Origin of the sequence: Halorubrum sp. SD690R (assembly GCF_005435035.1) — an archaeon.
GTDB lineage: Archaea > Halobacteriota > Halobacteria > Halobacteriales > Haloferacaceae > Halorubrum > Halorubrum ezzemoulense.
On the sequence record NZ_SGTV01000040.1, the window covers coordinates 1 to 22,954 of the forward strand.

The following is a 22,954-nucleotide window of genomic DNA, read 5'->3' on the forward strand; positions in this document are numbered from 1 at the left end:
CCCCCACTACGCCCACCGACTGCCCCCGAAGCGACTCGTCGCTCATGTGTGCGATTCGGTCTCGGTCCCCGTCAGTCGACGCCAACTCTCGACGGGGCTTTATTACGCGCTCCGGCGAGCGGCGGCGACGCGTACTCGTTCGGCTCGCTTTTTTTCCGACTTCGACCGTTTGATCGACATATGGGACGGCGGTCGCGGTCGTCTGACTCCGGTCCTGCCGATCGCTTCGGATCCTCCGGCACCGCCGGAGCCGACGGCGCTCCGGACGCGGTCGGGAGCGGAGCGCCGGTCGCCGCGAGCGACGGCGGCGTCGCCGACGCCGAGGCGGCCCGGAGCGGTTCGGACGGGTCGCGGGCGGCCGGCGGACCCGGCACCGCCGGCGTCCGCGTCGAGGTGGTCGTCCGCGACCCGACGCCGGCGCCGGTGGCGGAGGTGCTGCCGCCCGGCGCGGTCGCGGAGGACGTCGACCGCATCCGCGTCGACGACGGGGTGGTCTCGCAGTTCCGCGCCGACCGCGCCGTCGACGCCGAGCTCGTCTTCGACGGCGGCGACGAGTTCGTCTACCGCTGCCGGAGCAGGGCGCCGGGGCAGTTCCCCGCCGACGCGGTCGAGTCGCTCGGCTACCCGGTCTCGTCGGTGACGGTCCGGACGGCGCCCGACCGCGTCCGGCTCGGGCTGTCGCTGCCCGCGGCCGACCCGTTGGGCGACGTGATCGACGCGCTGGAGGCGACCGGCGAGTCCGCGCGGCTCGAACGGCTCACCAGCTCCGGCGGGGCCGACAGTCGATCGGACCCTGTCGTCGTCGACCGGGGGCGGCTCACGGACCGGCAGCGGGAGGTGGTCCGTACCGCTCAGCGCCTCGGCTACTTCGAACACCCCCGCGAGGCGAGCGCGACGGAGGTGGCCGACGCCATCGGCATCGCCCGCGCCACGTTCTCGGAACACCTCGCGGCCGCGCAGCGCCGCGTCTTCGAGGACCTCGTCGGCGGGTAGGTTCCCGCGCGCCGAGGGCGACCGCGGTATTGAAACCGTTCTGGCCCCGAGGAGAGGTATGTACCGGAGACGGTTCCTTCGACGGGCCGGCGCCGTCGGGAGCGCGGCGACGGCGGTCGGCCTCGCCGGATGCGCGGGCGTCGGCGGCGAACCCGACTTCGACGTGGGGATGCTCGCCGCCGCGTATCAGCCCCGAGAGATCACGGTCTCGGTCGGCGACACCGTCGTCTGGGAGAACACGAGCGCGCGGTCGCACACCGTCACCGCGACCGAGGGCGGACTGCCTGACGGCGCGGAGTTCTTCGCATCCGGCGGCTTCGACGACTTCGAGACCGCCAAGGCGGCGTGGCAGTCCGACTTCGGCGGCATCCTGAGGAACGGCGACCGCTTCGAACACACCTTCACGGTCCCCGGTGCCCACGAGTACGTCTGTATCCCGCACCGCGAGGGCGGCATGTACGGGACCGTCGTCGTCGAGGAGTGAGCCGTGAGCCCGCCCACCCCCCGCCGAAATCCATTCCCGCCCGCGTCACGAACGAGGGGTGACTGAGAGATGGACCTCTCGCCGCTCCTCGGGACCGACGTCCTGCTGTTCCTCGCGATCGGGCTGCTCGGCGGCGCCCACTGTATCGGCATGTGCGGCCCGCTCGTCACCGTCTACGCGAGTCGGATGGACGCCGACGGCGGCCGGACCGACGGCGGCGGGGCGGGCGCCGCGCGCACGGCGGACAGGGCGACCGGCCGCGAGGGGCATCTCACCACCTACGAGGTCCGCCAGCACACGCTGTTCAACCTCGGACGCGCGGCGAGTTACGCGACAATCGGAACGCTGCTGGGCGCGCTCGGCGGCGCGGTGTTCGTCACCACCGCGACCCTGACCGGCGCCGCCGAAACCGTCCGCGGCGGGGTCGGCCTCCTTGTCGGCGCGGCCGTCATTCTCGTCGGCGTCAGGTACCTCTTCGGCGGCGCGACCGGCGGGGTCCACCTCCCCGGGCTCGAACGCGTCACCGGGTGGCTCACCGGGTACGTCGACCGCCTCGCGAACGGCCCGGGGATCGTCGCGCTCGGCGCGGTCCACGGGCTGTTACCCTGTCCGATCCTCTACCCGGCGTACCTCTACGCGTTCGCCAGCGGCTCGGCGGTCGCCGGCGGCGTCGCGCTCGGCGCGCTCGGGCTCGGGACGATCCCGGCCGTCTTCGCCTACGGGACGCTGATCGAGAGCGTCGACCCCGTCCACCGCCGCCGGGTCCACCGGCTGCTCGGCGTCGCGTTCGTCGCGCTCGGCTACGTGCTGTTCGCTCACGGGCTGATGTCCGTCGGGATCCACGTGCCGCACCCGCGGCTCCCGTTCTGGAACCCGCTCGACGCCGGCATGGGGGGCATGTGAAATGAGCGGGGCCGCTCGACCGCCGGACGCGGGCGACGACCCCTCCGCGTGTACCCTCTGTGAGCTTCCGACCGAGGGCGTCGACGTCACCGACGGCGAGGGCAACCGCTTCTGTTGTACCGGCTGCCGCGACGTGTACGCCGCGCTCGGCGACGTCGACGTCGACGCCGACGCGGTCCGCGAGCGGCGGCAGGAACGCGGCGACGACGGTGCGGGCGGGCCCGACGACCCCGACGCCGAGGGCGGGTCCGGCGACCGCGACGTGCCCGAGGGTCACGAGGCGACGTTCCTGGAGGTCGACGGGATGCACTGCGCGACCTGCGAGGCGTTCATCGAGACGGTCGCGACCGACGCCGACGGCGTCAGCGGCGCGAGCGCGAGCTACGTCACCGACACGGTGCGGATCGACCACGACCCGGACGCGGTCACCATCGACGACCTCACCGAGACCGTGAGCGGGCTTGGATACAGCGCGTACGACCGCGACGACGCCTTCTCGCGCCGACAGGCGCGGAACATGGCGACGGCGCGGCTCGCCGCGGGCGTCCTCGTCGGGATGGCGGTCATGCTCCAGTACATCGTCCTCATCTACCCGACCTACTTCGCGTTCCCGTTCTACAACGAGCGCACGCTGGAGTACCTCAACCAGGCGATGGCCTCGACCTCCGGAACGTACTTCTTCATCGTCATCGGCGTCCTCACCACCATCGTCCTCTTCTTCACCGGGAAGCCGACCCTGCGGGGCGCGTACGTCAGCGCGAAGACGCGCTCGCCGAACATGGACCTCCTCGTCGCCATCGCGGCAGTGAGCGCCTACCTCTACAGCACGCTCGCGGTGATATTCGTCGAGTCGCCCTCGATATACTACGACGTGACCGTCGCCATCGTCGTCATCGTCACCGTCGGCAACCACTACGAGGACTCGGTGAAGGACCGCGCGACCGAACTGCTCTCCGAGGTCACCGCCGTCCAAGTCGACGACGCCCGGCGGCTGACCGCGGACGGAGAGCCGGAGTCGGTCGCCGTCGACGCGCTCGAACCGGGCGACCGGCTCCTCGTGCGCGCCGGCGAGCGAGTCCCGGTCGACGGCGAGGCGGTCGACGGCGACGCCGCGGTCGACGAGTCGGTCGTCACCGGCGAGTCGCTCCCGGTCCGGAAGGTCGCCGGCGACGCGGTCGTCGGCGGCTCCGTCGTCGCCGACGGGTCGCTCACGGTCGCGGTCGGCCCGGACGCGACCTCCAGCCTCGACCGCGTCGCGGAGCTGGTGTACGACCTCCAGAGCGGGAACCACGGCGTCCAGAAGCTCGCCGACCGGCTCGCGACGGTGTTCGTCCCCGCCGTCCTCGGCATCGCGGTCGTCGCCGCGGGCGCGTCGCTCGCGCTCGGCGGGGCACCGACCGACGCGATGCTCGTCGGGCTGACGGTGCTGATCGTCTCCTGCCCGTGCGCGCTCGGGCTGGCGACGCCGCTCGCGGTCGCCGCCGGCATCCGCGACGCGCTGGAGCGCAACATCGTCGTGTTCGACGACACCGTCTTCGAGCGGATCCGCGACGCGGACACGGTGGTCTTCGACAAGACCGGGACGCTGACCACCGGCGAGATGCGGCCGATCGCCCGCGAGGTCGACGACGACCTGCTCCGGCTCGCTGCCGCGCTCGAATCGCGCTCCGCGCACCCGGTCGGGCAGGCCGTCGCGGCGGCGCGAGCCGAGGTCGGCACCGAGGGCGCCGCGCTCGGCGGCGCGACCGGCGACGGCACCGGGCCGGCCGTCGCCGACGGCGGCGCGGAGGCGGTCGACGCCTCGACGGAGGAGCCGGACCCCTCGGCCGACGCGGGCGGGCCCGCGGTCGAGTCCTTCGAGGACCACGCCCGCGGCGTCTCCGGCGTCGTCGACGGGGTCGAGGTCGTCGTCGGCCACCCGGACCTGTTCGACGAGCGCGGGTGGACCGTCCCCGACGCGGTCCGCGAGGCGGTCGCCGACGCGCGGGACGTGGGGCGCGTCCCGGTCGCGGTCGGCCGCGACGGCGCCGCGGAGGGGTTCCTCGTGGTCGGCGACGAGCTCCGCGAGGGCTGGGAGGAGACGGTGACGGCGCTCGATCGCTCGGGCGTCGAGGTGATCGTCCTCACCGGCGACGACGAGCGCGCCGCGACTGTGTTCGCCGACCACGCCGCCGTCTCGTCGGTGTTCGCCGGCGTGCCGCCCGAGGGGAAGGCCGAGGCGGTCGGGCGGCTGAAGGAGCGCGGCGTCACCGTGATGGTCGGCGACGGCACCAACGACGCGCCGGCGCTCGCGGCGGCCGACCTCGGGGTCGCGCTCGGCGGCGGCACCGCGATGGCGGCCGACGCCGCCGACGTGGCGATCGTCGACGATGAGCTCGGCTCCGTGGCGACCGTCTTCGAGCTCGCCCGGGCGGCCGGCCGGCGCGTGAAGGGGAACATCGGCTGGGCGTTCTGCTACAACGCGGTCGCCATCCCGCTCGCGGCGACCGGACTGCTGAACCCCCTCTTCGCCGCCGTCGCGATGGGGGCGTCGAGCCTCCTCGTGGTGACGAACTCCTCGCGGGCGCTGATCGCGGACGACTGAGGGCGGCCCGTGACGCGGCCGCGCCCGCCCCTACCGCAAGCGACTTTCGGCTCACGCGAGTAGACCTGAGCGATGACAGACCAACAGCAGCAGCCCGCGACGCCGACGCGGAACGGAGTGCCCGTTTTCGGGCTCGGCACGTGGGAGAACGACGACCCCGCCCAGTGTACCGAGTCGGTCGCGAACGCGCTCGACGCCGGCTACCGCCACGTCGACACCGCGCAGATCTACGGCAACGAGGCGGCCGTCGGCGACGGGATCGCGAAGAGCGACGTCGACCGCGACGACATCTTCCTCGCGTCGAAGGTGTGGATCGACGAGCTCGCGCCCGCGGACGTCGCCTCGTCGACCCGCGAGAGCCTCGACAAGCTCGGCGTCGACGCGGTCGATCTCATGTACGTCCACTGGCCGGCCGGAGAGTACGAGCCCGAGGAGACGCTGCCGGCGTTCGCCGAGCTCCGCGACGACGGCCTGATCGACCGCATCGGCGTCTCGAACTTCGAACCCGAACACCTCGACGCCGCGACGGACGCGCTCGGCGGGGCGCCGTTCGCGAACCAGGTCGAGATGCACCCGCTGCTCCGCCAGGAGGAGCTCCGCGAGTACGCCGACGCCAACGACGTCGAGCTCGTCGCCTACTCGCCGCTCGCCCGCGGGGAGATCCTCGACGACCCGGCGATCGCCGACATCGCCGAGAAGCACGACGTCAGCGCGGCGCAGGTGAGCCTCGCGTGGCTGCGCGAGTCCGGCGTCACCGCCATCCCGAAGGCGACCGGGATCGACCACATCCGCGACAACCTCGCGAGCCTCGACCTCGAACTCGACGACGAGGATGTCGAGGCCATCGACACGCTCGGCCGGACCGACCGGCAGCTGAACCCCGACTTCGGGCCCGACTGGTAGGGCGTCCGGCTCACTTCGCCGCCCGCGGGAGCGACACCGTGATCCGGTTGCCGCGCTCGCGGCCGGCCGGATCGGAGTCGACCGCGACGTCCCCGTTGGACAGCTCCACGCTCCAGTAGACGACCCAGAAGCCGAGGCCGCTGCTGTGGTAGACGTGCGTCATATCGTGGTCGCCGGTGAGCACGTCGGCCTCGACCGACGGTATCGCCGGGAGGTCGTCTTCGATCACGAGTTCGGCGCCGTCGTCGGTCCGACGCAGTCGGACCGTCACCGTCGGCCTCCCGTCGTCGCTGTGCTGAAACGGGTTCTCGAGGAGTTCGGTCACCGCCGACCGGAGTTCGCAGCGCCCGTCGACGGTGACCGCGTCGAGGCCGTCGACCGTGATCGACCCCTCGGGGTATCGGTCCCTGACGGTCTCGACGCACCCCTCGACCACGCTCCGGAGGTCGATCCGATCGGTCTCCCGCTGGTCGGTGATGAGATCGATGACCTCCCGTTCCTTCTCTGCGGTCTGGAGGAGGCGTTCGCCGACCCGTCGGATCACCGCCGTGTGTTCCGCCGCCTCCGGCACGTCGGCCTCGAGGTCCTCGACCGTCCCGAGGACGATGTTGAGTTCGTTCCGGAGGTTGTGGCGCAGGAGGTTGTCCATCACGACGAGCTGTCGTTCCCGACGGCGGCGGTCGGTGACGTCCTTGGTGAACCCCGTGATGCGGACGACCTCGCCGTCCTCGATTATCGGCTCGCCCTGGACCCACACCCACCGGTTGTAGTTCTCTTCGGGGTTCACCCGGTACTCAATATCGACGGAGTCGCCCGCGGCGAGCAGTTTCATCGCCTCCTCGACCGCGGGCCGGTCGTCCGGATGGACCGCGTCGAGGAACTTGTCCGGGTCGCCGCGGATCTCGTCAGTCGGCGTGCCGTATATGTCCTCGTACGCGGGGTTCACGAAGAGGAGCTCCGACCAGTCCGCGTCGAACATCCAGAGGACGTCGCCGGAGACCGCCGCGATTTCTTTGAGGTGGGAGGTGGCCTCCGCGCGCTGCCGCTCGGCGCGGACGCGGTCGGTCACGTCCCGCGAGCTGACGACGTACCCGTCGAGTTCGTCGTCGGTGAGATTCGACATCCGGCTCTCCAGCCAGACCCACGACCCGTCCGCAGTGCGGTGGCGGTACTCGACGGTCTCCTCGGCGAACCCGTCGCTGGTGATCGTTCGCTGGAACGCCGCACGGACCGCCTCACGGTCGTCCGGGTGTATGTACTCGAAGGCGACCTCGCCCACGAGCTCCGCCGGCGGGATGCCGAGAATCCGCTCTGAAGCCCCGTTGACGAACGTGAACCGACCTTCGTCGTCGACCAGGGCGATCTTGTCCTGGGCCTGATCGAGCAGCAGCCCGAGCGGTTCGGACCCGTTCATTCCCTCATGCTCCCACGCGTACGCGTATAATCGTCACGGCCGTTCGCGTCCGTCGGCGGTCACGGACGAACTACGCCACCGGAAGGGACCACGGCGTGTCGGGACGCGATCAGACGGTCCGAGTGGACTCCGTTCAGTCGTCGCTCGCCGAGAGCGCCTCTCGAATCTCTTCCAGCTTGAAATAGGATGCGAGACCGAGTATCGTCACGGGCCACAGACCGACGAACTGCCCGCGCTGCTTGTCGCCGCGCACGTAGTAGAAGTACAGCGCGAGCGCCACCGACCCCACGGACGCGAACACTGCGGGTCCGAGTCCGTCACTACCGACCTCTTCGACAACTTCTGCCGCCGTCTCTTCTGTTGTATCGCTCACATACGATTAACGCCCCAGACGGTCATATGTGTTTCCTTGCTGTGAGCCCTACTTCGGGCCGTATTCGTCTCACGTCGCCGGCGGCGGCGTCACGATGACCCCGACCGCTCGCTCCGAAACACGAGCACGAAGATCAGGACCGACAGCACGATCATGACCGCCGCGAACACGCGCTCGTCGTCTGTCACAGCGTCGACCGGATCTTGGAGCATACGTCCGGTACGGCCCCCACGCTAATGTATCTCGGTATCAGCGGCGAACGCGACTCGTCCCCGTCAACACTGGCGACTCCGCACGAGCGGACGCCGTCGCTCGGACCGCCGACGACCGGCCCACCCTCCCGCGAACCGCACGAAACGATTTGAGGCCGCGGACCGTACTGCGAGCATGCGTGACATTAACCCGGACACGCTGATGCTGGTGGCGGGTGTGGCGATCTCACTGATCGCGCTCTTAGAGCTGTATCCGCTCTGGAAAAATCGGAGAGACGACCGACGGTGACGGCCGTCCCTTTCACACCGGACCCGCATTCGGCGGCCACGGCGCACCGACTCCCCGGCGGCCACGGCGACGGGCGTGCCGGTCCTGAGCGCGGCGACGGGGACCGGGCGGCGACCCTTCAGACGTGTTCCGCGAGGAAGTCGACGATCCCGCGGTACGCCTCGATCCGGTTGTCGAGCTTCGCGAACCCGTGTCCCTCGTCCTCGAAGATCAGTTTCCGCACCGGGACGCCCTGTTCGCGCGCCTCCTCGACGATCTGCTCCGCCTCGCCGACGGGCACCCGCGGGTCGTTCTCGCCGTGGAGGACGAACAGCGGGGCCGCGATCCGGTCGATGTTGTTGATCGGGGAGACGGACTCGAGGAACTCGCGGTCCGCGTCGAGCGAGCCGTACTCGGCCTCGCGCAGCGACCGCCGCCACTCCCCGGTGTTCTCCAAGAACGTCACGAAGTTCGCGATGCCGACGATGTCGACCCCGGCGGCCCACAGCTCCGGGTACTCGGTCAGCGACGCGAGCACCATGAACCCGCCGTAAGAGCCGCCCATCGCGACGACGCGGTCCGGGTCGACCTCGGGGTGGTCGTGGAGCCAGCCGACGCCCTCCCGGACGTCCTTCACCGAGTCCATCCGGTTCTCCACGTCGTCGAGCCCGGAGTACGCCTTCCCGTACCCCGAGGAGCCCCGGACGTTCGGTTCGAGGACCGCGTACCCGTTGTTCAGCAGGTACTGCGTCACAGCGGCGAAGGATGGCCGCCGCTGCGACTCCGGCCCGCCGTGGATGTCGACGACGACCGGGTACCCAGACTCCGGCGGCTCCGTCTCGGGCACGGAGAAGAACGCTGGGATCTCCCGGCCGTCGAACGTCGGGTAGTGGACCAGCTCGCGCTCGACGAACGTGTTTGCGGGGATCCCCGCGGTCGAGGCGCGCGTCCACCGCTCCGCCTCGCCGCTCGTCGCGTCGACGACGTGGACGTTCGCGTTGTGGGTGCTCCCCGTCGTCGTCACGGCGAACCGGTCGCCGTCGGGCCCGAAGCTCACGCCGCCGGCGACGCCGTCCGGGAGGTCCGGCTCCGGGAACTCGTCGATGCGGTCGGGGGCGACGAGTTCGCCCGCCGTGAGTTCGGTGTAGCCGTCGACGTTCCGGGAGTAGACGACCCGGCGGGAGGACTCGTCTATCGCGACGCCGTCGACGTTCCACTCGCCCCCGTCGGCGACGACGGCGAACTCGTCGGTCTCCAGGTCGATCCGCTCCAGGCGGAGCGTGTCGGTGTCGCGGTCGGTGACGAGGTACACGCTCTCGCCGTCGGGCCCCCACTCCGGACCGGCGTACCGCACGTCGCCCTCGTGGGGCGTGTGGTGGGTCAGGTCGCCGCTCGCGAGGTCGAGGGTGTACACGTCGTGGTCGAACGAGGAGTGCGCCTCGTGGACGATCAGCCGGTCGTCGCTCGGCGACCACCCGGCGACGGAGAGCCAGCCGTCCCCCTCGTGGACCAGTTCCGCGTCGTCGCCGGTCTCGTCGCGGGCCTGAACGTACACGTCGAAGACGGCCTCGTCGCGGCGGTTCGACGCGAACGCGAACCGGTCGCCAGCCGAGTCCCAGCCGCCCCACCGGTGTTTCGCCTCCGGCTTGGCCGTCAGCTCGGTGATCCCCCCCGACTCGTAGTTGAGCAGGTACAGCTGCGCGCGCTCGTTACCGCCCTCGTCCATTCCGAACACCGCTTCGGACCGCTCCGGCGAGGAGTCGACGAAGGAGACCGACTCCTCGAAGAACGTGTGCTGCTCGGGCCACGACTCGGGCCCGCGGACCGACCACACCTGCCCCGTGCCGGTCGTGTCGAGGAGGAACGACAGCCGACCGTCGGGGCCGAGGTCGGCGCCGCCCGCGTTCCGCACGTTGAGGTAGCGTTCGATGTCGTACTGTCGCATGACACTCGGTTCCGCGCCTGCCGTGAAACCGTTTCGGGTGACGGAACCCTCGCCGCGGTCCCGCGACTCCTCGAGATGCCGTGTCTTTTTACCGACTCCCCCCGTGCGGTCGGCGTATGCGCGTCGCGTTCGCCTCGCTCTTCGCCCCCGGACACGGGGAGACCCCGGCGCGAACGCGGACCCTGCGGACCGCTCGCGCGCTCGCCGACCGCGGCCACGACGTGGTCTGGCTCTGCGCACAGTGGTGGGGCGGCGACCACGACGCCTTCGAGGAGGACGGGATCGAGTTCCGGGCGGTCACCGTCGAGCCCGCGCCGATCCCGTTCGCCGCGCGGCTCCCGGCCGCGGTCCGGCGCGCGGGAGCCGACGTGGTCCACGCGGTCAACAGCCCGCCGACGCCGGCGCTCGCAGCCACGGTCGCGGGGTCGCTCTCGCGGGTCCCGGTCGTCGTCGACTGGTGGCGCGACCACCCCGCCGACGCCCGCCGGTGGTACCGGCCGCTTGCCCGCCGCGCGGACGCGGTCTCGACCCCCTCGCGGACCACGAAGACCCGCGTCCGCGAGCACGGGGCGGACGGCGACGACGTGCGCGTGCTCCCCGAGAGCATCGACTTCGACGCGGTCGAGTCCGCCGGCGTCGACGACCGCTTCGACGCGGTGTACGCCCGGCGACTCGACCGCCACGCCAACGTCGAGACGTTCTTGCTCGGGCTCGCCGAGCTGCGCGGCCGCGACTGGACCGCGGCGGTGATCGGCGACGGCCCCGAGCGCGGCCGGATCGAGGCGACAGCCAGCAACCTCCGGATCGCCGACCGGGTCGAGTTCCTCGGTGACCTGCCGCTCGACGAGCGGCTCCCGATACTCAAGGGGACGCACGTCGCGGTCGCCACCGCCACGTGGGAGACGTTCGCGACCGACCTGCTGTGGGCGGTCGCGTGCGGCTGCGTCGCCCTCGTGGAGTACCAGGCCGACTCCAGCGCCCACGAGCTCGTCGAGGGGCGCGAGCGCGGGCGACTCGTCACGAGCCCGGCGGAGCTGGCCGACGAGTTCGTCGCGGTCGGCGACCTCGAACGCCGTGCGGTCGACCGCGAGTTCGCGTCGTTCGACCGCGAGGCGGTTATCGACCGGTACGTCGCGCTGTACGAGGAGCTCGTCGACGGGGAGTGACGGGACTGCGGGGTGACCCGCGAACGGAGGAAGAACCGCGAACTGTCGGGAGGACCGCGGACCGGCGCGACGGACGGCGAGAGGGGAGCGACCGCCCGCTACGCCTGGTCCTGCCCGGTGATCGTGCCGCCGTACTTCATGAAGACGAACGCCAGCCCCAGCGTGCTCACCATCGCGATGAACGTCGCGATGCCGAGCGCGCGGGCGGCGTCCGGGACGAACACCGCGTTCGACCCGCCGCCGCCGACCTCGACGGTGGGGATGTCCTCGCCGACGGCGAGGCCGGCGTGCATGCCGACCGCGGTGTGGGGCACGCAGTGGTAGTGGGTGATCCCGGCGTCCTCGCTCGACGTCTCGTACTCGTACGTCGCTCCCTCCTCGCCGACGGGGTCGCCGCTGTCGAGGCTGGCCGGGCCGCCGCCCTCGACCGTCTGGACGTTGTGGGAGCCGCCGGCGCCCGTCCACTCCCAGGTGATCGTCGTCCCCTCGTCGACCCACACGAGTGTCGGGTCGAACGCCAGGCCTTGGTCACCCGCCCCGACCGAGATGGTCACCGAGTCTTGACCGCGGGCGTCGGTGTACGACCCGACGTTCCCTTCGGTCGCGCTGGGCCAGTCAGGCTCCACTTCCTGTGCCGCCGCCGTCCCCGCCGTCGCCGTCGCCGCGCCGGCGGCGGCCGCCGCACCGCCGGCCGTCCGCATGAACGCGCGCCGAGAGACGTCGTCCGAACTCATACGAGGCGGTTCGTGGTGACCCGTAGTGAATATGTTGATCCGAACGCGGCGTCGACCCCGCTCTACTTATAAGAAATCGCCGCCTCGGCGGCCGGAAATCACAGCGAAATCTACCGCCGGATCCGGTCGAGGTCGTCGACGAAGGCCCGGAGCGCCGAGCGCGTCACGTGCGGCATACACACGACGCGGAGTTCGCCGGCGCCGGTCCGCGACACCTTCCAGCCGGAGTCGCGGAGCGACTCGAACTCCGACTCGGGCACGTCGGCCGCGACGAGCGGGAGCTCCGGCTCGACGACGCGGTAGCCGCGATCCGCGAGCTCGTCGGCGAGCCAGTCGGCGTTGTCGGCCGCGCGTTCGGCCGCCTCGCGGTAGCCGTCGGGCCACAGCGCGTCCATCGCCGCGACGGCGCCCGCGACGCCCGCGCCGCTCCGGGTCCCGGTCAGCGTCGCCTGCGACCGGGACTCCAGGTAAGGGGTGTCGACCGCGAGCGCGTCGAGCGCGGCGTCCTCGCGCGCCAGCAGGCCGCCCGCCGGCACCGGGGCTTGCCCGTACTTGTGGGGGTCGATCGTCAGCGTGTCGACCGCGGCGTCGGCGAACGACCACGCGTGGTCGGTGAACGGGAGGACGAACCCGCCCCACGCGGCGTCGACGTGGAACCGCGCCCCGACTTCCTCGGCGATCGCCGCCAGCTCGGGGATCGGGTCGACCCGCCCGTACTCCGTGCTGCCGGCGACGCCGACGACGAGTGCGGTCCCGTCGTTGACCGCGGCCGCGACGGCGTCGACGTCGGCCCGGAAGTCGTCGTCAAGGGGGACCGTCCGCAGCTCGACCCCGAGCACCTCCGCGGCCTTCGTGAACGAGAAGTGCGCGCTCGCCGGCGCGACGACGTTGACCTCGTTCCCGTCGCTTCCGCCGTGTCGGTTCCGCGCCGACCGCACCGCCTGAACGTTCGCCTCGGTCCCGCCGGAGGTGACGTACCCCGCGGCGTCGGCGGGGGCCGAGTGGGCTGCGAGCGTCGCGAGCCCCTCGACCGCCCGGGCCTCCAGCTCCGCCACCGACTCGTACGTCGCGGGGTCGCCGGGGTTCGTCGCGAGGAATCGCTCGGCGGCCGCGCGGGCGTCCGGGTGCGGCTCGGTACACATCGAGGAGAGCACCCGGTCGAACGACTGCGGCTCCGGTTCCGGCTGTCGCATCTGCCACCCTGTTACGTGGGGCGGCTCTTACCCGTTCCGCTCTCGGCGCCGGGAGAGAAACGCACCGCGAGCGGACTCAGCGAACCGAATCGAGTAGGAGGCGCTGTTCGGTCCGCTTCACCTCGTGTTGGACGTCGCGGACCGCGTCGATGTTCGCCGAGATCGAGGAGACCCCCTTCTCGACGAGGAACTCGACCATCTCGGGCTTCGAGCCGGCCTGCCCGCAGATGCTCGTGTCGACGCCGAGCTCGCGGCACGTCTCGATGGTGTCGCCGATGAGCCGCAACACGGCGGGGTGGAGCTCGTCGAACCGGTCGGCGACGTGCTCGTTGTTGCGGTCGACCGCGAGCGTGTACTGGGTGAGGTCGTTGGTCCCGAAGGAGGCGAAGTCGATGCCCGCCTCGGCGAGCTCCTCGATCTGGAGCGCGCTGGCGGGCGTCTCGATCATCACGCCCCAGCGGTGCGTCTCGGGGTCGATCCCGGCCTCGCGCATGTGCCGCGCGATCCCCTCCACGTCGGCGGCGTCGTTGACCAGGGGGAACATCACCTCCAAGTTGTCGTACCCCATGTCGTAGAGGCGCGCGAACGCGGCCAGCTCCTGCCGGAACGGCTCGGGCTTGTCGAGGCTCCGGCGGATCCCGCGCCAGCCGAGCATCGGGTTGTGCTCGGCCGGCTCGCCCTCGCCGCCCTCCAGCTCGCGGAACTCGTCGGTCGGCGCGTCGATGGTCCGGACGCGGACCGGTCGCGGGTAGAACTCGTCGGCGACGCGCCGGACGCCCTCGATCAGCTCGTCCTGATAGGCGCGGGCGCCGTGGTCGGCGATGTACGTCTCGGGCGTCTTCCCGAGCGACAGCACCATATGTTCGATCCGGAGCAGGCCGACGCCGTCGGCGCCCGTCGCCGCCGCGCGCTCGGCCGCCTCCGGGATCGAGACGTTCACCTTCACCTCCGTCGCCGTCATCGGCTTGACGGGGGTCTCGGGGCGCGCGGCCTCGACCGGCTCGAACTCCTCGCCCGGCTCGGCCGACTCGTCCTCGCCGGCCCGGAGCGTCCCCTTGTCACCGTCGAGCGTGACCTGTTGGCCGTCTTCGAGGACGCGGGTCCCGTTGCCCGTCCCGACGACCGCGGGGACGCCGAGCTCGCGGGAGATGATCGCCGCGTGGCTCGTCATCCCTCCCTCGTCGGTGACGATGCCGGCGGCGCGCTTCATCGCCGGCACCATGTCGGGCATCGTCATCTCCGTCACCATCACGTCCCCCTCCTGTACCTGATCGAGGTGGTCGAGCTTGTGGACGAGCCGGACGGCCCCGGAGACCACGCCCGGGCTGGCGCCGAGCCCGTCGACGAGCACGTCCGCGTCGTCGTCGCCGCCCCGCGCAGTCGTCGCGCCCTCGCCGTCGGCGGCCGCCGCGTCGGCGCCGCTCGCTCCGCCCTCGTCGCCGGCGTCCTCTCGGATCGTCGTGATCGGGCGCGACTGGAGCATGTATATCTCGCCGCCGTAGATCGCCCACTCGACGTCCTGCGGGGCGCCGTAGTGGTCCTCCACGCGCTCGCCGAGCTCGACGAGGTCGCCGATCTCCCCGTCCGAGAGGACCCGCTCGCTCCGCCGGTCCTCGTCGACGTCGAGCTGGACCGTCTCGCCGGTGTCGGGGTCTTTCACCATCTCGACTTTCTTGTCCGCGACGGTGACCTCGTCGACCGCGCCGCGCTCGCGGTCGTACACGTAGTTGTCGGGCGAGACGGTTCCGGAGACGACCGCCTCGCCGAGCCCCCACGCCGCCTCGATGGTGACCTGCGGGTCGCCCGTCGAGGGGTGGCTGGTGAACATCACGCCGGACTTCTCGGCGTCGACCATCCGCTGGACGACGACCGCGATGTCGACGTCCGCGTGTGGGAACCCGCGCTGCTGCCGGTAGTAGATCGCGCGCTGGGTGAAAAGCGAGGCCCAACACTCCTTGACGCGCCGGAGGAGGTCGTCCTCGCGGACGTTGAGGAACGTCTCCTGCTGGCCGGCGAACGAGGAGTCGGGGAGGTCCTCGGCGGTCGCGGACGAGCGGACCGCGACGAACGCCTCCTCGCCGTCCTCGCCCATCGCCCGGTACTGTTCCAGTATCTCCTCGCGGACCTCCTCGGGGAACGGGGTGTCGAGGATCAGCCGCTCGGCGGTCGCCTCGGCCTCGCGGAGGGCGGCGGAGTCCTCCGGGTCCACGTCGACCGCGTCGAACAGCTCGTCGTCGATCCCGGCCTCCTCGATGAACGTTCGATACGTGCCCGCGGTGACGGCGAACCCCGGCGGCACCGGGAGCCCCGCACCGATGAGTTCGCCGAGCGACGCGGCCTTCCCGCCGACGGTCCCGACGTCGTCGGCGTCGACGTCCTCCAGCAAGAGTACTGCCATTCGTGTACCCGGAGGATCCGCGAGGCGACCTATGAAGCTTCCGGCATGCGAAACGGTGAATAAAACACAACTCGGGACCGAGTTGTCTCCGACGGCGCAGCATGGGGGATTGTCCCGGACGTGAACCCGCGAACGAGCGACGGGCACCGTGCGGTAGCCCGACCGGAAACAGTTCGTCGACGACTGAACACCGATCGTCCGTCAAAACGAGGGCCGGAGCGTCGGGGACAGCGAACCGGATACCGGTTCGTACAACCTCGTAATCGATGAATCGGTCTATACTTACCTCCCGTTCCGCGTTCGGATCCCGTAACGAGTTACAGGGGCTGTAACAGCATTCCGGACGACTGTCCTCGGCTCGGAGTCCGCGTCGTCAGCTCTCGTCGAGCCGCCGACGCTCGTCGCGCAGCAGCCGCTCCCAGAGCCCGAACAGGGCGCTGTCGAGGTCGTACGCCTCGTCGACGCGCCGGACCCAGCGGTCGTCGGCGAACAGGTGCCGCTGGAACCGACGCACGTCCGGCGAGAGGTGGTCCCGATCGCCGCCGTAGTACGACAGCGACTCCTCGCGGGTCCGCGCCATAAGGTCGGCGGGCACGTCGATGCCGTCCGCGGCCGCGACGTGGACGAACCACTCTAAGTGGAGCAGCGAGTCGGCGAGCAGGAACCGCTCGCGGAAGCCGGAGGCCCGCGACAGCGCCGGCGCGCCGTCGATCCGCACGTCGGCCGGCCGCGAGAACCGCGGCGCGGTCGCGGTCACGGACGCCCGGTCGGCGACCGCGCCGGCGACTCGGCGCAGCCGCCAGTCGCAGTACCGCACCGGCGCGATGAGCGCGAGCTCGTACCACGTCGGCAGCCACTCGCAGTACGGCTCCGAGAACGCCCCGTCCGCGAGCAGCGTCGCCGCGACCGACTGGGCCTCGTCCGGCGTCAGTTCGTCGGGGGCCGTCCGGAGGCGGCGCTCGACTCGGTCGCCGTTGAGGCTGTCGACGCCCGAAAAGCCCATTCCCTCGGCGACGCCGGCCGTGTACGCGCGGCCGGCGGCGTACCAGCTCGCGAAGTCGGCGGTCGTCGTCAGCCGCAGCAGTCGGAGGACCGTGATACTGACATGACGGGCCGGGCCGGAATAACCGTTCGGTCAGCGGTCGACCGCGCCCCCACTCACCGCACCGTCCCCGGCCGCCGCGTCGGCGTCGTCCCCGTCCGGTTCGGCCGATCCGTCGAGCGCGTCGTCGAGCCCCCACTCGGCCGCGCGGTCGCGGGCCTCGGCTCGCGCCTGCTCGCGGATCGCATCGATCCGGTCGTCGTCCGCGAGGAAGGCGGCGACGGCGTCGTCCTCGTCGTCGCCGTCGCGCAGTCGCTCTCCGGGCGCCGCGTCGCGGGTCCGCTCGGCGAGGGCGGCGTCGTCGGCCAGCTCGGTCGCGGCCGCGTCGGGCGCGACCCGCAGCGACTCCTCCTCGTGGGCCGCCGCCAGTCCGCTCCGGTCGACGGCGTACAGCTCGACGCGGTATGGGCCGGGGACCGCGAGCTCCGCGAGCGCGTCCGGCCCGCCGCTGTCCGTCACCGTGTTGTACGCCAGCACGGGCACGCCGTCCTCGAAGGTGAGGACGCCGCGTGCCTTGCCCGAGAGCAGCAGCGTCTCCTGCGGGACGAGCGTCGCGTAGCCGGTCAGCCCGCGGTCGAGCGCGCGCGACAGCGTCGTTCCCACGTCGGAGACTACCCGCGAGCGCAGGAGCGTCCCCCGCGGGACGGTGAGGGTCGGCGACGCCGACCCGTCGCCCTCCGAGCTTCCGCTCATGGCGTGTCGGGCACGACCGCGCTGCGGAACCGGTCGGCGACCGCGTCGCCGTCGCCGTCGCGCACGTCGAGCCGGTTGGCGGCCCGCCGGTAGCGCGCGGCGGCCTCGCTCTCCGGCGCGTGCGCGATCAGCGGCTCGCCGGCCCGGCGCGCCGCGCGGACCGCGTCGCTCTCGGGGACGTTCGCGAGGACGGGGCCGCCGAAGTGGCGCTCCGCCTGCGCGGCGACGTCGTCGGCCCCGCCTCTGACCTTGTTGAACAGGACGCCGGCCGTCTCCGTGCCGTACGAGCGCGCGTACTCCTGGACCTTCAGGCCGTCAGAGAGCGCGGGGATCGTCGGCTCGACGACGACGACGACGCGGTCCGCGAGGACGACCGGCAGCACGGCGGACTTCGAACCCAGCGCGGCGGGCGAGTCGAGCAGGAGCACGTCGGTGTCGCGCGCGAGCTCGGCCACCACGTCGCGGAGCCGCTCCGGCTCCGCGGCCTCGAAGCCCGCGAGCGAGGTGCCACAGGGGACGACCGAGAGTCCGAACCGCTCGTAGGTCGCCTCGTTCACGTCCGTCGCGGTGCCCTCGACGAGGAGGTCGTGAAGGGTAACCGCCGCGTCGTCGAGCCCGGCGTGAAAGAGGAGGTTCGCCATGCCGGTGTCGGCGTCCACGACGGTCACGTCGTGGTCGGCCGCGAGCGCCATCCCGAGCGCGAGCGTGCTCGTCGTCTTCCCCGTGCCGCCCTTCCCGCTGGCGACCGCGAACGCCTCGACCATACGCCCGGTCGCCCGGCGGTCCGAATAAATCCTCTTCATCGCGCTCGCCCGCTTCGCTCCTCGGCCGTGTCGGCGGCAGCGCTTTTGATCCCGCGGCGCGATGGGAGCACCATGGCCGAGACGATAGCCGCCGACGAGTTCCGCGACAGGATCGACGAGCGACGGCGCGGCGAGCGCTCGTTCGCCGTGGTCGACACGCGACCCGAGGAGAGCTTCGCGGGGTGGCGCGTGGCGGACGCGGTCCACTACTTCTACAAGCCGTTCCACGAGTTCGACGTCGACGACTTCGAACGCGAGACCGGGCTCTCGCCCGACGACAGCGTAATCACGCTGTGCGCGAAGGGGAAGGCCTCCGACGACTTCGCCGCCGAGCTCGACGCCGCGGGGTACGAGGACGTGACCGTCGTCGCCGACGGCATGCGCGGCTGGTCCGCGGTGTACGACAGCACCGAGGTCCCGCTCGGCGACCGGCCCGACGCGGCCCCGCCGCTCGACCTCGTCCAGGTCCAGCGCCGCGCGAAGGGGTGTCTGGGCTACCTCGTGGTCGGCGGTCGCGAGCCGGGCGACGCGGATCACGTTCCCGCCGACCGATCCGACGCCCGGGACGGCTCCGACCGCGTCGCCGTCGCTATCGACGTCTCCAGACACGGCGACGAGTGGGTCGAGGCGGCCGCCGAACGCGGCGCGTCGATCGCGGCCGTCGTCGACACGCACGTTCACGCGGACCACCTCTCGGGCGGCCGGGCGCTCGCTGACGACCTCGGTGTCCCGTACTACCTGCCCGCCGCGGCCGCTGCCCGCGACGTGGCCTCCGAGTTCGAGCCGATCGAACGCAACGAGACGCTGGACGCCGGCGGCGTCGACCTGAAGGCGCTCACGACGCCCGGGCACACCGACGACGGCGCGAGCTACCTCGTCGGTGACGCGGCGGTGCTCACGGGCGACACGCTGTTCACCGACAGCGTCGGCCGGACGGAGCTCCAGTTCTCGGCGGACGACGGCGGCGAGGGCGGCGCGGACGGTGGAGGCGTCTCGGACGGGGGTGCCGCGGGCGCGGCCCGTCGGCTGTACGACTCGCTCCACGGGACGCTGCTCGCGCAGCCGGACGGCGTCGTCGTCTGCCCGGGCCACTTCGCCGTCGCGAACGACGGCTCGACCGGGGAGGTCGAGCCCGGCGAGCCCGTCTTCACGACGGTCGGCGCCGCGCGCGGCGAGATCGACGTCCTCGGCCTCGACGCGGACGACTTCGTCGAACGGATCACGCGGACGCTGCCGGAGAAGCCGCCGAACTACGAGTCGGTGATCGCGGCCAACCGCGGGGTCGAGTCGCCGGCGGACGAGACCGCCGCGATCGAACTCGAACTCGGTCCGAACCGCTGCGCCGCCGAGCCGGACGCCGGCTCCCCCGCGGACGACGACTGACGCGTCGCGCCGGACCGCTCACTCGTCGTGGATGAAGACGAGCCGCTTCGACTCCGTGTTGACGAGACAGAGGTCGATCCCGTCGCGGGTGGCGCCGATCTGCTGCCAGCCGTGGTCGCTGACGAACAGCGTCTGGAAGACGCCGCGGTCGCAGTCCGGGTTCGGACAGCCGACCCCCGCGGCGTTCTTGTAGACGGTGGTCCCGCCGCCCGAACTCTGTCGCACCAGCCCGTCGGTCAGCGACCGGAACTCCTCGGCGGACATCGGACTCTCGGCGTCGTCGTCTCCCATGTCTCTGCGTTCGCGGGCGACCGTCTAAAAACCGCCTGCCCGTGGCAACAGGTGACACAGTGTCGGTCCGAAACGGCCTCCGCGCTCACTCCGCGTCGCCTTTCGCCCGCTCCGCGTGCGCGTCCGCGAACCGCGTCGGCTCGGGGAGCTTGTAGCCCGCGCACAGCGCCGCGACGAGGTCGACGGCGCTCTCCGCGGACACGCGGTGCCCGGGACTGACGTAGAGGGGGTTCACCCGCCTGCTGTTCGGGTACTGGCGCGACTGGAACGCGTGGCCGATCACCGTCCCCGGCTCGGCCGTCGTCACCGCGTCGTCCGCGCGGATCGGCGTCCGCCAGCCCGCGGGGCGTTCGCCCGTCGGCTCGTCCGGCTCGCCGCAGAGGAGGCTCTTCGCGACGCCGACGCTCGGCACGTCGCACAGGACGCCGACGTGCGTCGCGAGCCCCGCCTCCCGGAAGTGGATCCGGCCGGAGCCGTCACAGACCAGCAGATCGGCCTCGGCGTCGAGCGCGTCGAGCGCGGCCAGTATCGGCTCGCCCTCCCGGAACGCGAGCAGGCCCGGAATGTACGGGATCGACAGCGGCGTGGTCGCGCTCGCGTACTCGACCACGGTCCCGTCGCGGAACGCAACCGCAGCGGAGACGGCGGCGTCGGGACGGTCGCCCGCGCGGTCGGTGCGGAACGCTTGGTCGACGCCGACGACGGTGGGCACACCGGACTCCTCCTCCGCGCCGCCGGGACCGGGGAGCGTCTCGTTCGCGACCGCGTCCGGGCGAGCCGGCGGGAGGCCGTCGGCGAGCGAGGCGGCCGACTCGACCGCGACGGCGGCCGGGTCGAGCGCGTGGTCGTCGTCGAACGCCGCGGCCGCCGCGATCTCGCGCTGGAGCGACTCCATCTCCTGCCGCGACAGCGACGGATCGGGACGGAGATCGGGCCGCGCGAGGTCCATCAGAAGCGTCCGCCCGGACCGCCGGGGCCTCCCGGATCCCCGGGGCCGCGGGCGCCGCCCATCGAGACGCCGCCCATGCCGCCCGCGGAGCGGGCGAGCCCCTCGTTGCGCTTGCCGAACGCGAGCCCGATGGCGAACCCGATCAGGTGCGCGAGGTGCGCGATGCCGCCCACGCCGCCCGTGCCGCTCGTGACCACGAGCAGCGCGGAGACGACCGCGATCCCCCACGTGAGGTACTTGATCTTCATCGGGATGACGAAAAAGAGGAGGACCTGCATGTTCGGCCGCCAGACGGTGAGGACGCCGAGGATCGCGAAGCCGGCGCCGCTGGCGCCGAGGACCCCCGTCGGCGGGGCGTTCGTCGCGATCGCGAAGAGGACGTGGCCGAGCCCTGCGGCGATCCCCGCCCCGAAGAAGAACGCCGCGAACCGCTTCGACCCGACGGCGCGCTCGACGAGGGGGCCGAAAAACAGGATGACCACGCTGTTGCCGATGATGTGGAACAGCTGTCCCGGGGCGTGTGAGAACACCGAAGTCACCCACGTCCAGACGCTCGTGACCGCCTCCGACTGGAGCACGAACAGGGTGTTGTGGAGCGATTGGCCGCCGACGAACAGCGCGACCCACTGCGCGACGAACGTGACCCACATCGCTAGCAGGATCGCGTACGTCGCGTTGTTGCGGAAGAAGCTCACGAACCCGCCGGTGCCGGTCTCGCGGTCGACCCGACGCTTGACGCGGTCGACGACTCCGCCCCCGCCGCCCGGCGCGTCGGCGGCGCCGCCCGCGGCCCCGCCCTCGACGCTCTCGTCGAAGCCGCTGTCGAAGACCCCGCCGGGGTCGTCCCACTCGGCGAGGCCCGGACAGTTGTGGTTCTCGGGCAGTCGGTGCTCGGCGCAGAACGTCTGGCCGCACCGCTTACACTGGTACGGGAGGTTCTCGTACTCCCCGCATTCATCGCACGTCGCCATTAACGACACTTACGCGGGCGGTCGTAAAGCGGTTTGGCTCTGTCCCGGGCGCGTCGGCCGGTCGGCGACGCGGCGAGCCGGCCTGGCGACCGGATCGACGTGCGCGACGGCGACGCGGTCGCCGCGTTCAGTCCAGTACTCGCCCGGCGACGACCGCGACGGCGACCCCGGCGACCGCCACGCCGACGAGCGTCGGGACGAGTCGGCCGGACCCCCACTCCCACCCGAGGAATCGGGTGCCGACGACCGCGACGAGGGCGACGAGGAGGCCGAACGCGGAGACCACCGACGACTGATCCGATCCGATGAGGGCCATCTCACCGCCGTAGTTCGACGGCGGGCGTGAAAAGTGTCCGCCCCTACGCGCGCCCGGTTTGCTGTCCCTACGCGTCCGGCTCGCCGCCTCTACGCGCCCGGCTCGCCGCCTCGAAGCCTGTCGACGAGGGTTCGGAGCGTCGCGAGCGGGTACTGCCCCGGCGCGGTCGCCTCCGCGGGGTCGACGGGCGCGTAGCCGATCTTCGAGCCGTAGACCGGGGCGACCGCGCGGGTGTGACGCCCCGGCTCGCCCATACACATCGTCGCGACCCGATGGCCAGCGACGGTCGCCTCGTGGGTCGCCTTGAGCGTCGCCAGCGCGTCCGCCGGGGCGGTCGCGGTCGTCGCTAGCTTCCCCACGTTGCCCTCGCTCGCGGCGTCGGCGAGCAGGTCGACCAGCGCGGCCGGCTCGGGCGTCGACTCGAAGTCGTGGACCGACGCGACCACCGCCACCCCCTCCCTTCGGGCCGCGTCACGCAGCGCTGTCGCGTGCGACTCCTCGGCCGGGTCCGGGTGCGTCCCGCGCAGCGCGGCGAGCTCCACGTCGACCGCGGCGACCGCGTCGCGGGCGACCGCGTCGGAGAGCGCGTCGTAGCGCGCGAGCCCGTCGGCCTCGCCGCCCTCCCACGACGCCCGGTTCGTGACGAGCAGGGGGAGCTCGCCGTCGTAGCTCGCCAGCTGGTCGCGCGGGGCGTCCGCGAGGTCCATCCGGAACTCCACCGCGTCGGCGTGGTCGCGGGCCCGCGGCTCCTCGGAGAGGTCGGCCGTGCTCGCCGCGAGGACGAACTCCTCGAACATACGCGGGCGTACCGCGGGCGGGGACTTGGCTGGTCGGGGTAGAACGGCGTGGGGGTCGGTCGGGTCGGCGGGGAAAGCG

The 22,954-nt window shown here is 71.9% G+C and carries 22 protein-coding genes; 7 read left to right on the forward strand and 15 right to left on the reverse strand.

Annotation, left to right across the window (positions count from 1 at the left end):
- Positions 1-180: 180 nt before the first annotated feature.
- The 5 genes from EXE41_RS16420 to EXE41_RS16440 all read left to right on the forward strand — a co-directional run bounded on the left by EXE41_RS16420 (position 181) and on the right by EXE41_RS16440 (position 5,867).
- A complete protein-coding gene (locus EXE41_RS16420; protein WP_137691542.1) occupies positions 181-993 on the forward strand; it encodes a helix-turn-helix domain-containing protein in 813 nt (270 codons plus the stop codon).
- 58 nt (positions 994-1,051) lie between these two features.
- Positions 1,052-1,477 carry a plastocyanin/azurin family copper-binding protein gene (locus EXE41_RS16425; RefSeq protein ID WP_094519383.1) on the forward strand — a complete coding sequence of 142 codons (426 nt, stop codon included), beginning with the start codon at positions 1,052-1,054 and terminating at the stop codon, positions 1,475-1,477.
- A 69-nt stretch (positions 1,478-1,546) separates the two neighbouring features.
- Positions 1,547-2,380 (forward strand): sulfite exporter TauE/SafE family protein, encoded by an 834-nt coding sequence (locus tag EXE41_RS16430; RefSeq protein WP_094583235.1) that lies wholly within the window; start codon positions 1,547-1,549, stop codon positions 2,378-2,380.
- 1 nt (position 2,381) lies between these two features.
- On the forward strand, positions 2,382-4,964 hold the full coding sequence (locus tag EXE41_RS16435; protein ID WP_137691543.1) for a cation-translocating P-type ATPase: 2,583 nt from the start codon (positions 2,382-2,384) through the stop codon (positions 4,962-4,964).
- A 117-nt stretch (positions 4,965-5,081) separates the two neighbouring features.
- A complete protein-coding gene (locus EXE41_RS16440; protein WP_137691553.1) occupies positions 5,082-5,867 on the forward strand; it encodes an aldo/keto reductase in 786 nt (261 codons plus the stop codon).
- Between the two features lie 10 nt (positions 5,868-5,877).
- On the opposite strand, the gene EXE41_RS16445 is transcribed toward EXE41_RS16440, so the two are convergent.
- From EXE41_RS16445 to EXE41_RS16455, 4 genes are all read right to left on the reverse strand, one after another.
- Complete coding sequence (locus EXE41_RS16445; RefSeq protein WP_176454912.1) at positions 5,878-7,281, reverse strand: PAS domain-containing sensor histidine kinase; 1,404 nt, start codon at positions 7,279-7,281, stop codon at positions 5,878-5,880.
- Between the two features lie 133 nt (positions 7,282-7,414).
- Positions 7,415-7,654: a hypothetical protein gene (locus EXE41_RS16450; RefSeq protein ID WP_049932464.1), complete on the reverse strand. Its 240-nt coding sequence runs from the start codon at positions 7,652-7,654 to the stop codon at positions 7,415-7,417.
- Positions 7,655-7,743: 89 nt separating this feature from the next.
- Positions 7,744-7,866: a hypothetical protein gene (locus EXE41_RS19930; protein ID WP_254921814.1), complete on the reverse strand. Its 123-nt coding sequence runs from the start codon at positions 7,864-7,866 to the stop codon at positions 7,744-7,746.
- A 407-nt stretch (positions 7,867-8,273) separates the two neighbouring features.
- The gene (locus EXE41_RS16455) at positions 8,274-10,079 is read right to left on the reverse strand and encodes a S9 family peptidase (protein WP_137691544.1); all 1,806 of its coding nucleotides are present in this window, start codon (positions 10,077-10,079) and stop codon (positions 8,274-8,276) included.
- A gap of 116 nt (positions 10,080-10,195) precedes the next feature.
- On the opposite strand from EXE41_RS16455, the gene EXE41_RS16460 reads away from it, so the two are divergent.
- Entirely contained in the window at positions 10,196-11,245 is a 1,050-nt protein-coding gene (locus tag EXE41_RS16460) for a glycosyltransferase (protein ID WP_137691545.1), read from the forward strand.
- A gap of 98 nt (positions 11,246-11,343) precedes the next feature.
- Here the strand turns inward: EXE41_RS16460 and EXE41_RS16465 are convergent, their stop codons facing one another.
- From EXE41_RS16465 to EXE41_RS16490, 6 genes are all read right to left on the reverse strand, one after another.
- Positions 11,344-11,979 carry a halocyanin domain-containing protein gene (locus EXE41_RS16465; RefSeq protein WP_049932469.1) on the reverse strand — a complete coding sequence of 212 codons (636 nt, stop codon included), beginning with the start codon at positions 11,977-11,979 and terminating at the stop codon, positions 11,344-11,346.
- A 110-nt stretch (positions 11,980-12,089) separates the two neighbouring features.
- On the reverse strand, positions 12,090-13,172 hold the full coding sequence (gene mfnA / locus EXE41_RS16470) for a tyrosine decarboxylase MfnA (RefSeq protein ID WP_137691546.1): 1,083 nt from the start codon (positions 13,170-13,172) through the stop codon (positions 12,090-12,092).
- 76 nt (positions 13,173-13,248) lie between these two features.
- A complete protein-coding gene (ppsA, locus tag EXE41_RS16475) occupies positions 13,249-15,570 on the reverse strand; it encodes a phosphoenolpyruvate synthase (protein WP_086216187.1) in 2,322 nt (773 codons plus the stop codon).
- A gap of 373 nt (positions 15,571-15,943) precedes the next feature.
- Positions 15,944-16,573 carry a hypothetical protein gene (locus tag EXE41_RS16480; protein ID WP_137691547.1) on the reverse strand — a complete coding sequence of 210 codons (630 nt, stop codon included), beginning with the start codon at positions 16,571-16,573 and terminating at the stop codon, positions 15,944-15,946.
- 132 nt (positions 16,574-16,705) lie between these two features.
- Positions 16,706-17,365: a hypothetical protein gene (locus EXE41_RS16485; RefSeq protein ID WP_086216189.1), complete on the reverse strand. Its 660-nt coding sequence runs from the start codon at positions 17,363-17,365 to the stop codon at positions 16,706-16,708.
- Positions 17,362-18,129: an AAA family ATPase gene (locus tag EXE41_RS16490; RefSeq protein WP_086216190.1), complete on the reverse strand. Its 768-nt coding sequence runs from the start codon at positions 18,127-18,129 to the stop codon at positions 17,362-17,364. Before EXE41_RS16490 ends, EXE41_RS16485 begins: the two co-directional genes overlap by 4 nt.
- 111 nt (positions 18,130-18,240) lie before the next feature.
- Between EXE41_RS16490 and EXE41_RS16495 the strand changes: the two genes are divergently transcribed.
- Positions 18,241-19,551, forward strand: a complete 1,311-nt coding sequence (locus tag EXE41_RS16495) for a rhodanese-like domain-containing protein (RefSeq protein WP_137691548.1) — start codon at positions 18,241-18,243, stop codon at positions 19,549-19,551.
- A gap of 18 nt (positions 19,552-19,569) precedes the next feature.
- Here EXE41_RS16495 and EXE41_RS16500 read toward each other — a convergent pair whose 3' ends face one another.
- From EXE41_RS16500 to EXE41_RS16520, 5 genes are all read right to left on the reverse strand, one after another.
- Positions 19,570-19,842: a hypothetical protein gene (locus tag EXE41_RS16500; protein ID WP_004596496.1), complete on the reverse strand. Its 273-nt coding sequence runs from the start codon at positions 19,840-19,842 to the stop codon at positions 19,570-19,572.
- Between the two features lie 85 nt (positions 19,843-19,927).
- Complete coding sequence (locus EXE41_RS16505) at positions 19,928-20,791, reverse strand: endonuclease V (protein ID WP_137691549.1); 864 nt, start codon at positions 20,789-20,791, stop codon at positions 19,928-19,930.
- Positions 20,791-21,762 (reverse strand): rhomboid family intramembrane serine protease, encoded by a 972-nt coding sequence (locus EXE41_RS16510; RefSeq protein ID WP_137691550.1) that lies wholly within the window; start codon positions 21,760-21,762, stop codon positions 20,791-20,793. Before EXE41_RS16510 ends, EXE41_RS16505 begins: the two co-directional genes overlap by 1 nt.
- 127 nt (positions 21,763-21,889) lie before the next feature.
- The gene (locus EXE41_RS16515) at positions 21,890-22,078 is read right to left on the reverse strand and encodes a multidrug transporter (RefSeq protein WP_137691551.1); all 189 of its coding nucleotides are present in this window, start codon (positions 22,076-22,078) and stop codon (positions 21,890-21,892) included.
- 89 nt (positions 22,079-22,167) lie between these two features.
- The gene (locus tag EXE41_RS16520) at positions 22,168-22,875 is read right to left on the reverse strand and encodes a type I 3-dehydroquinate dehydratase (protein ID WP_137691552.1); all 708 of its coding nucleotides are present in this window, start codon (positions 22,873-22,875) and stop codon (positions 22,168-22,170) included.
- Positions 22,876-22,954 lie beyond the last annotated feature (79 nt).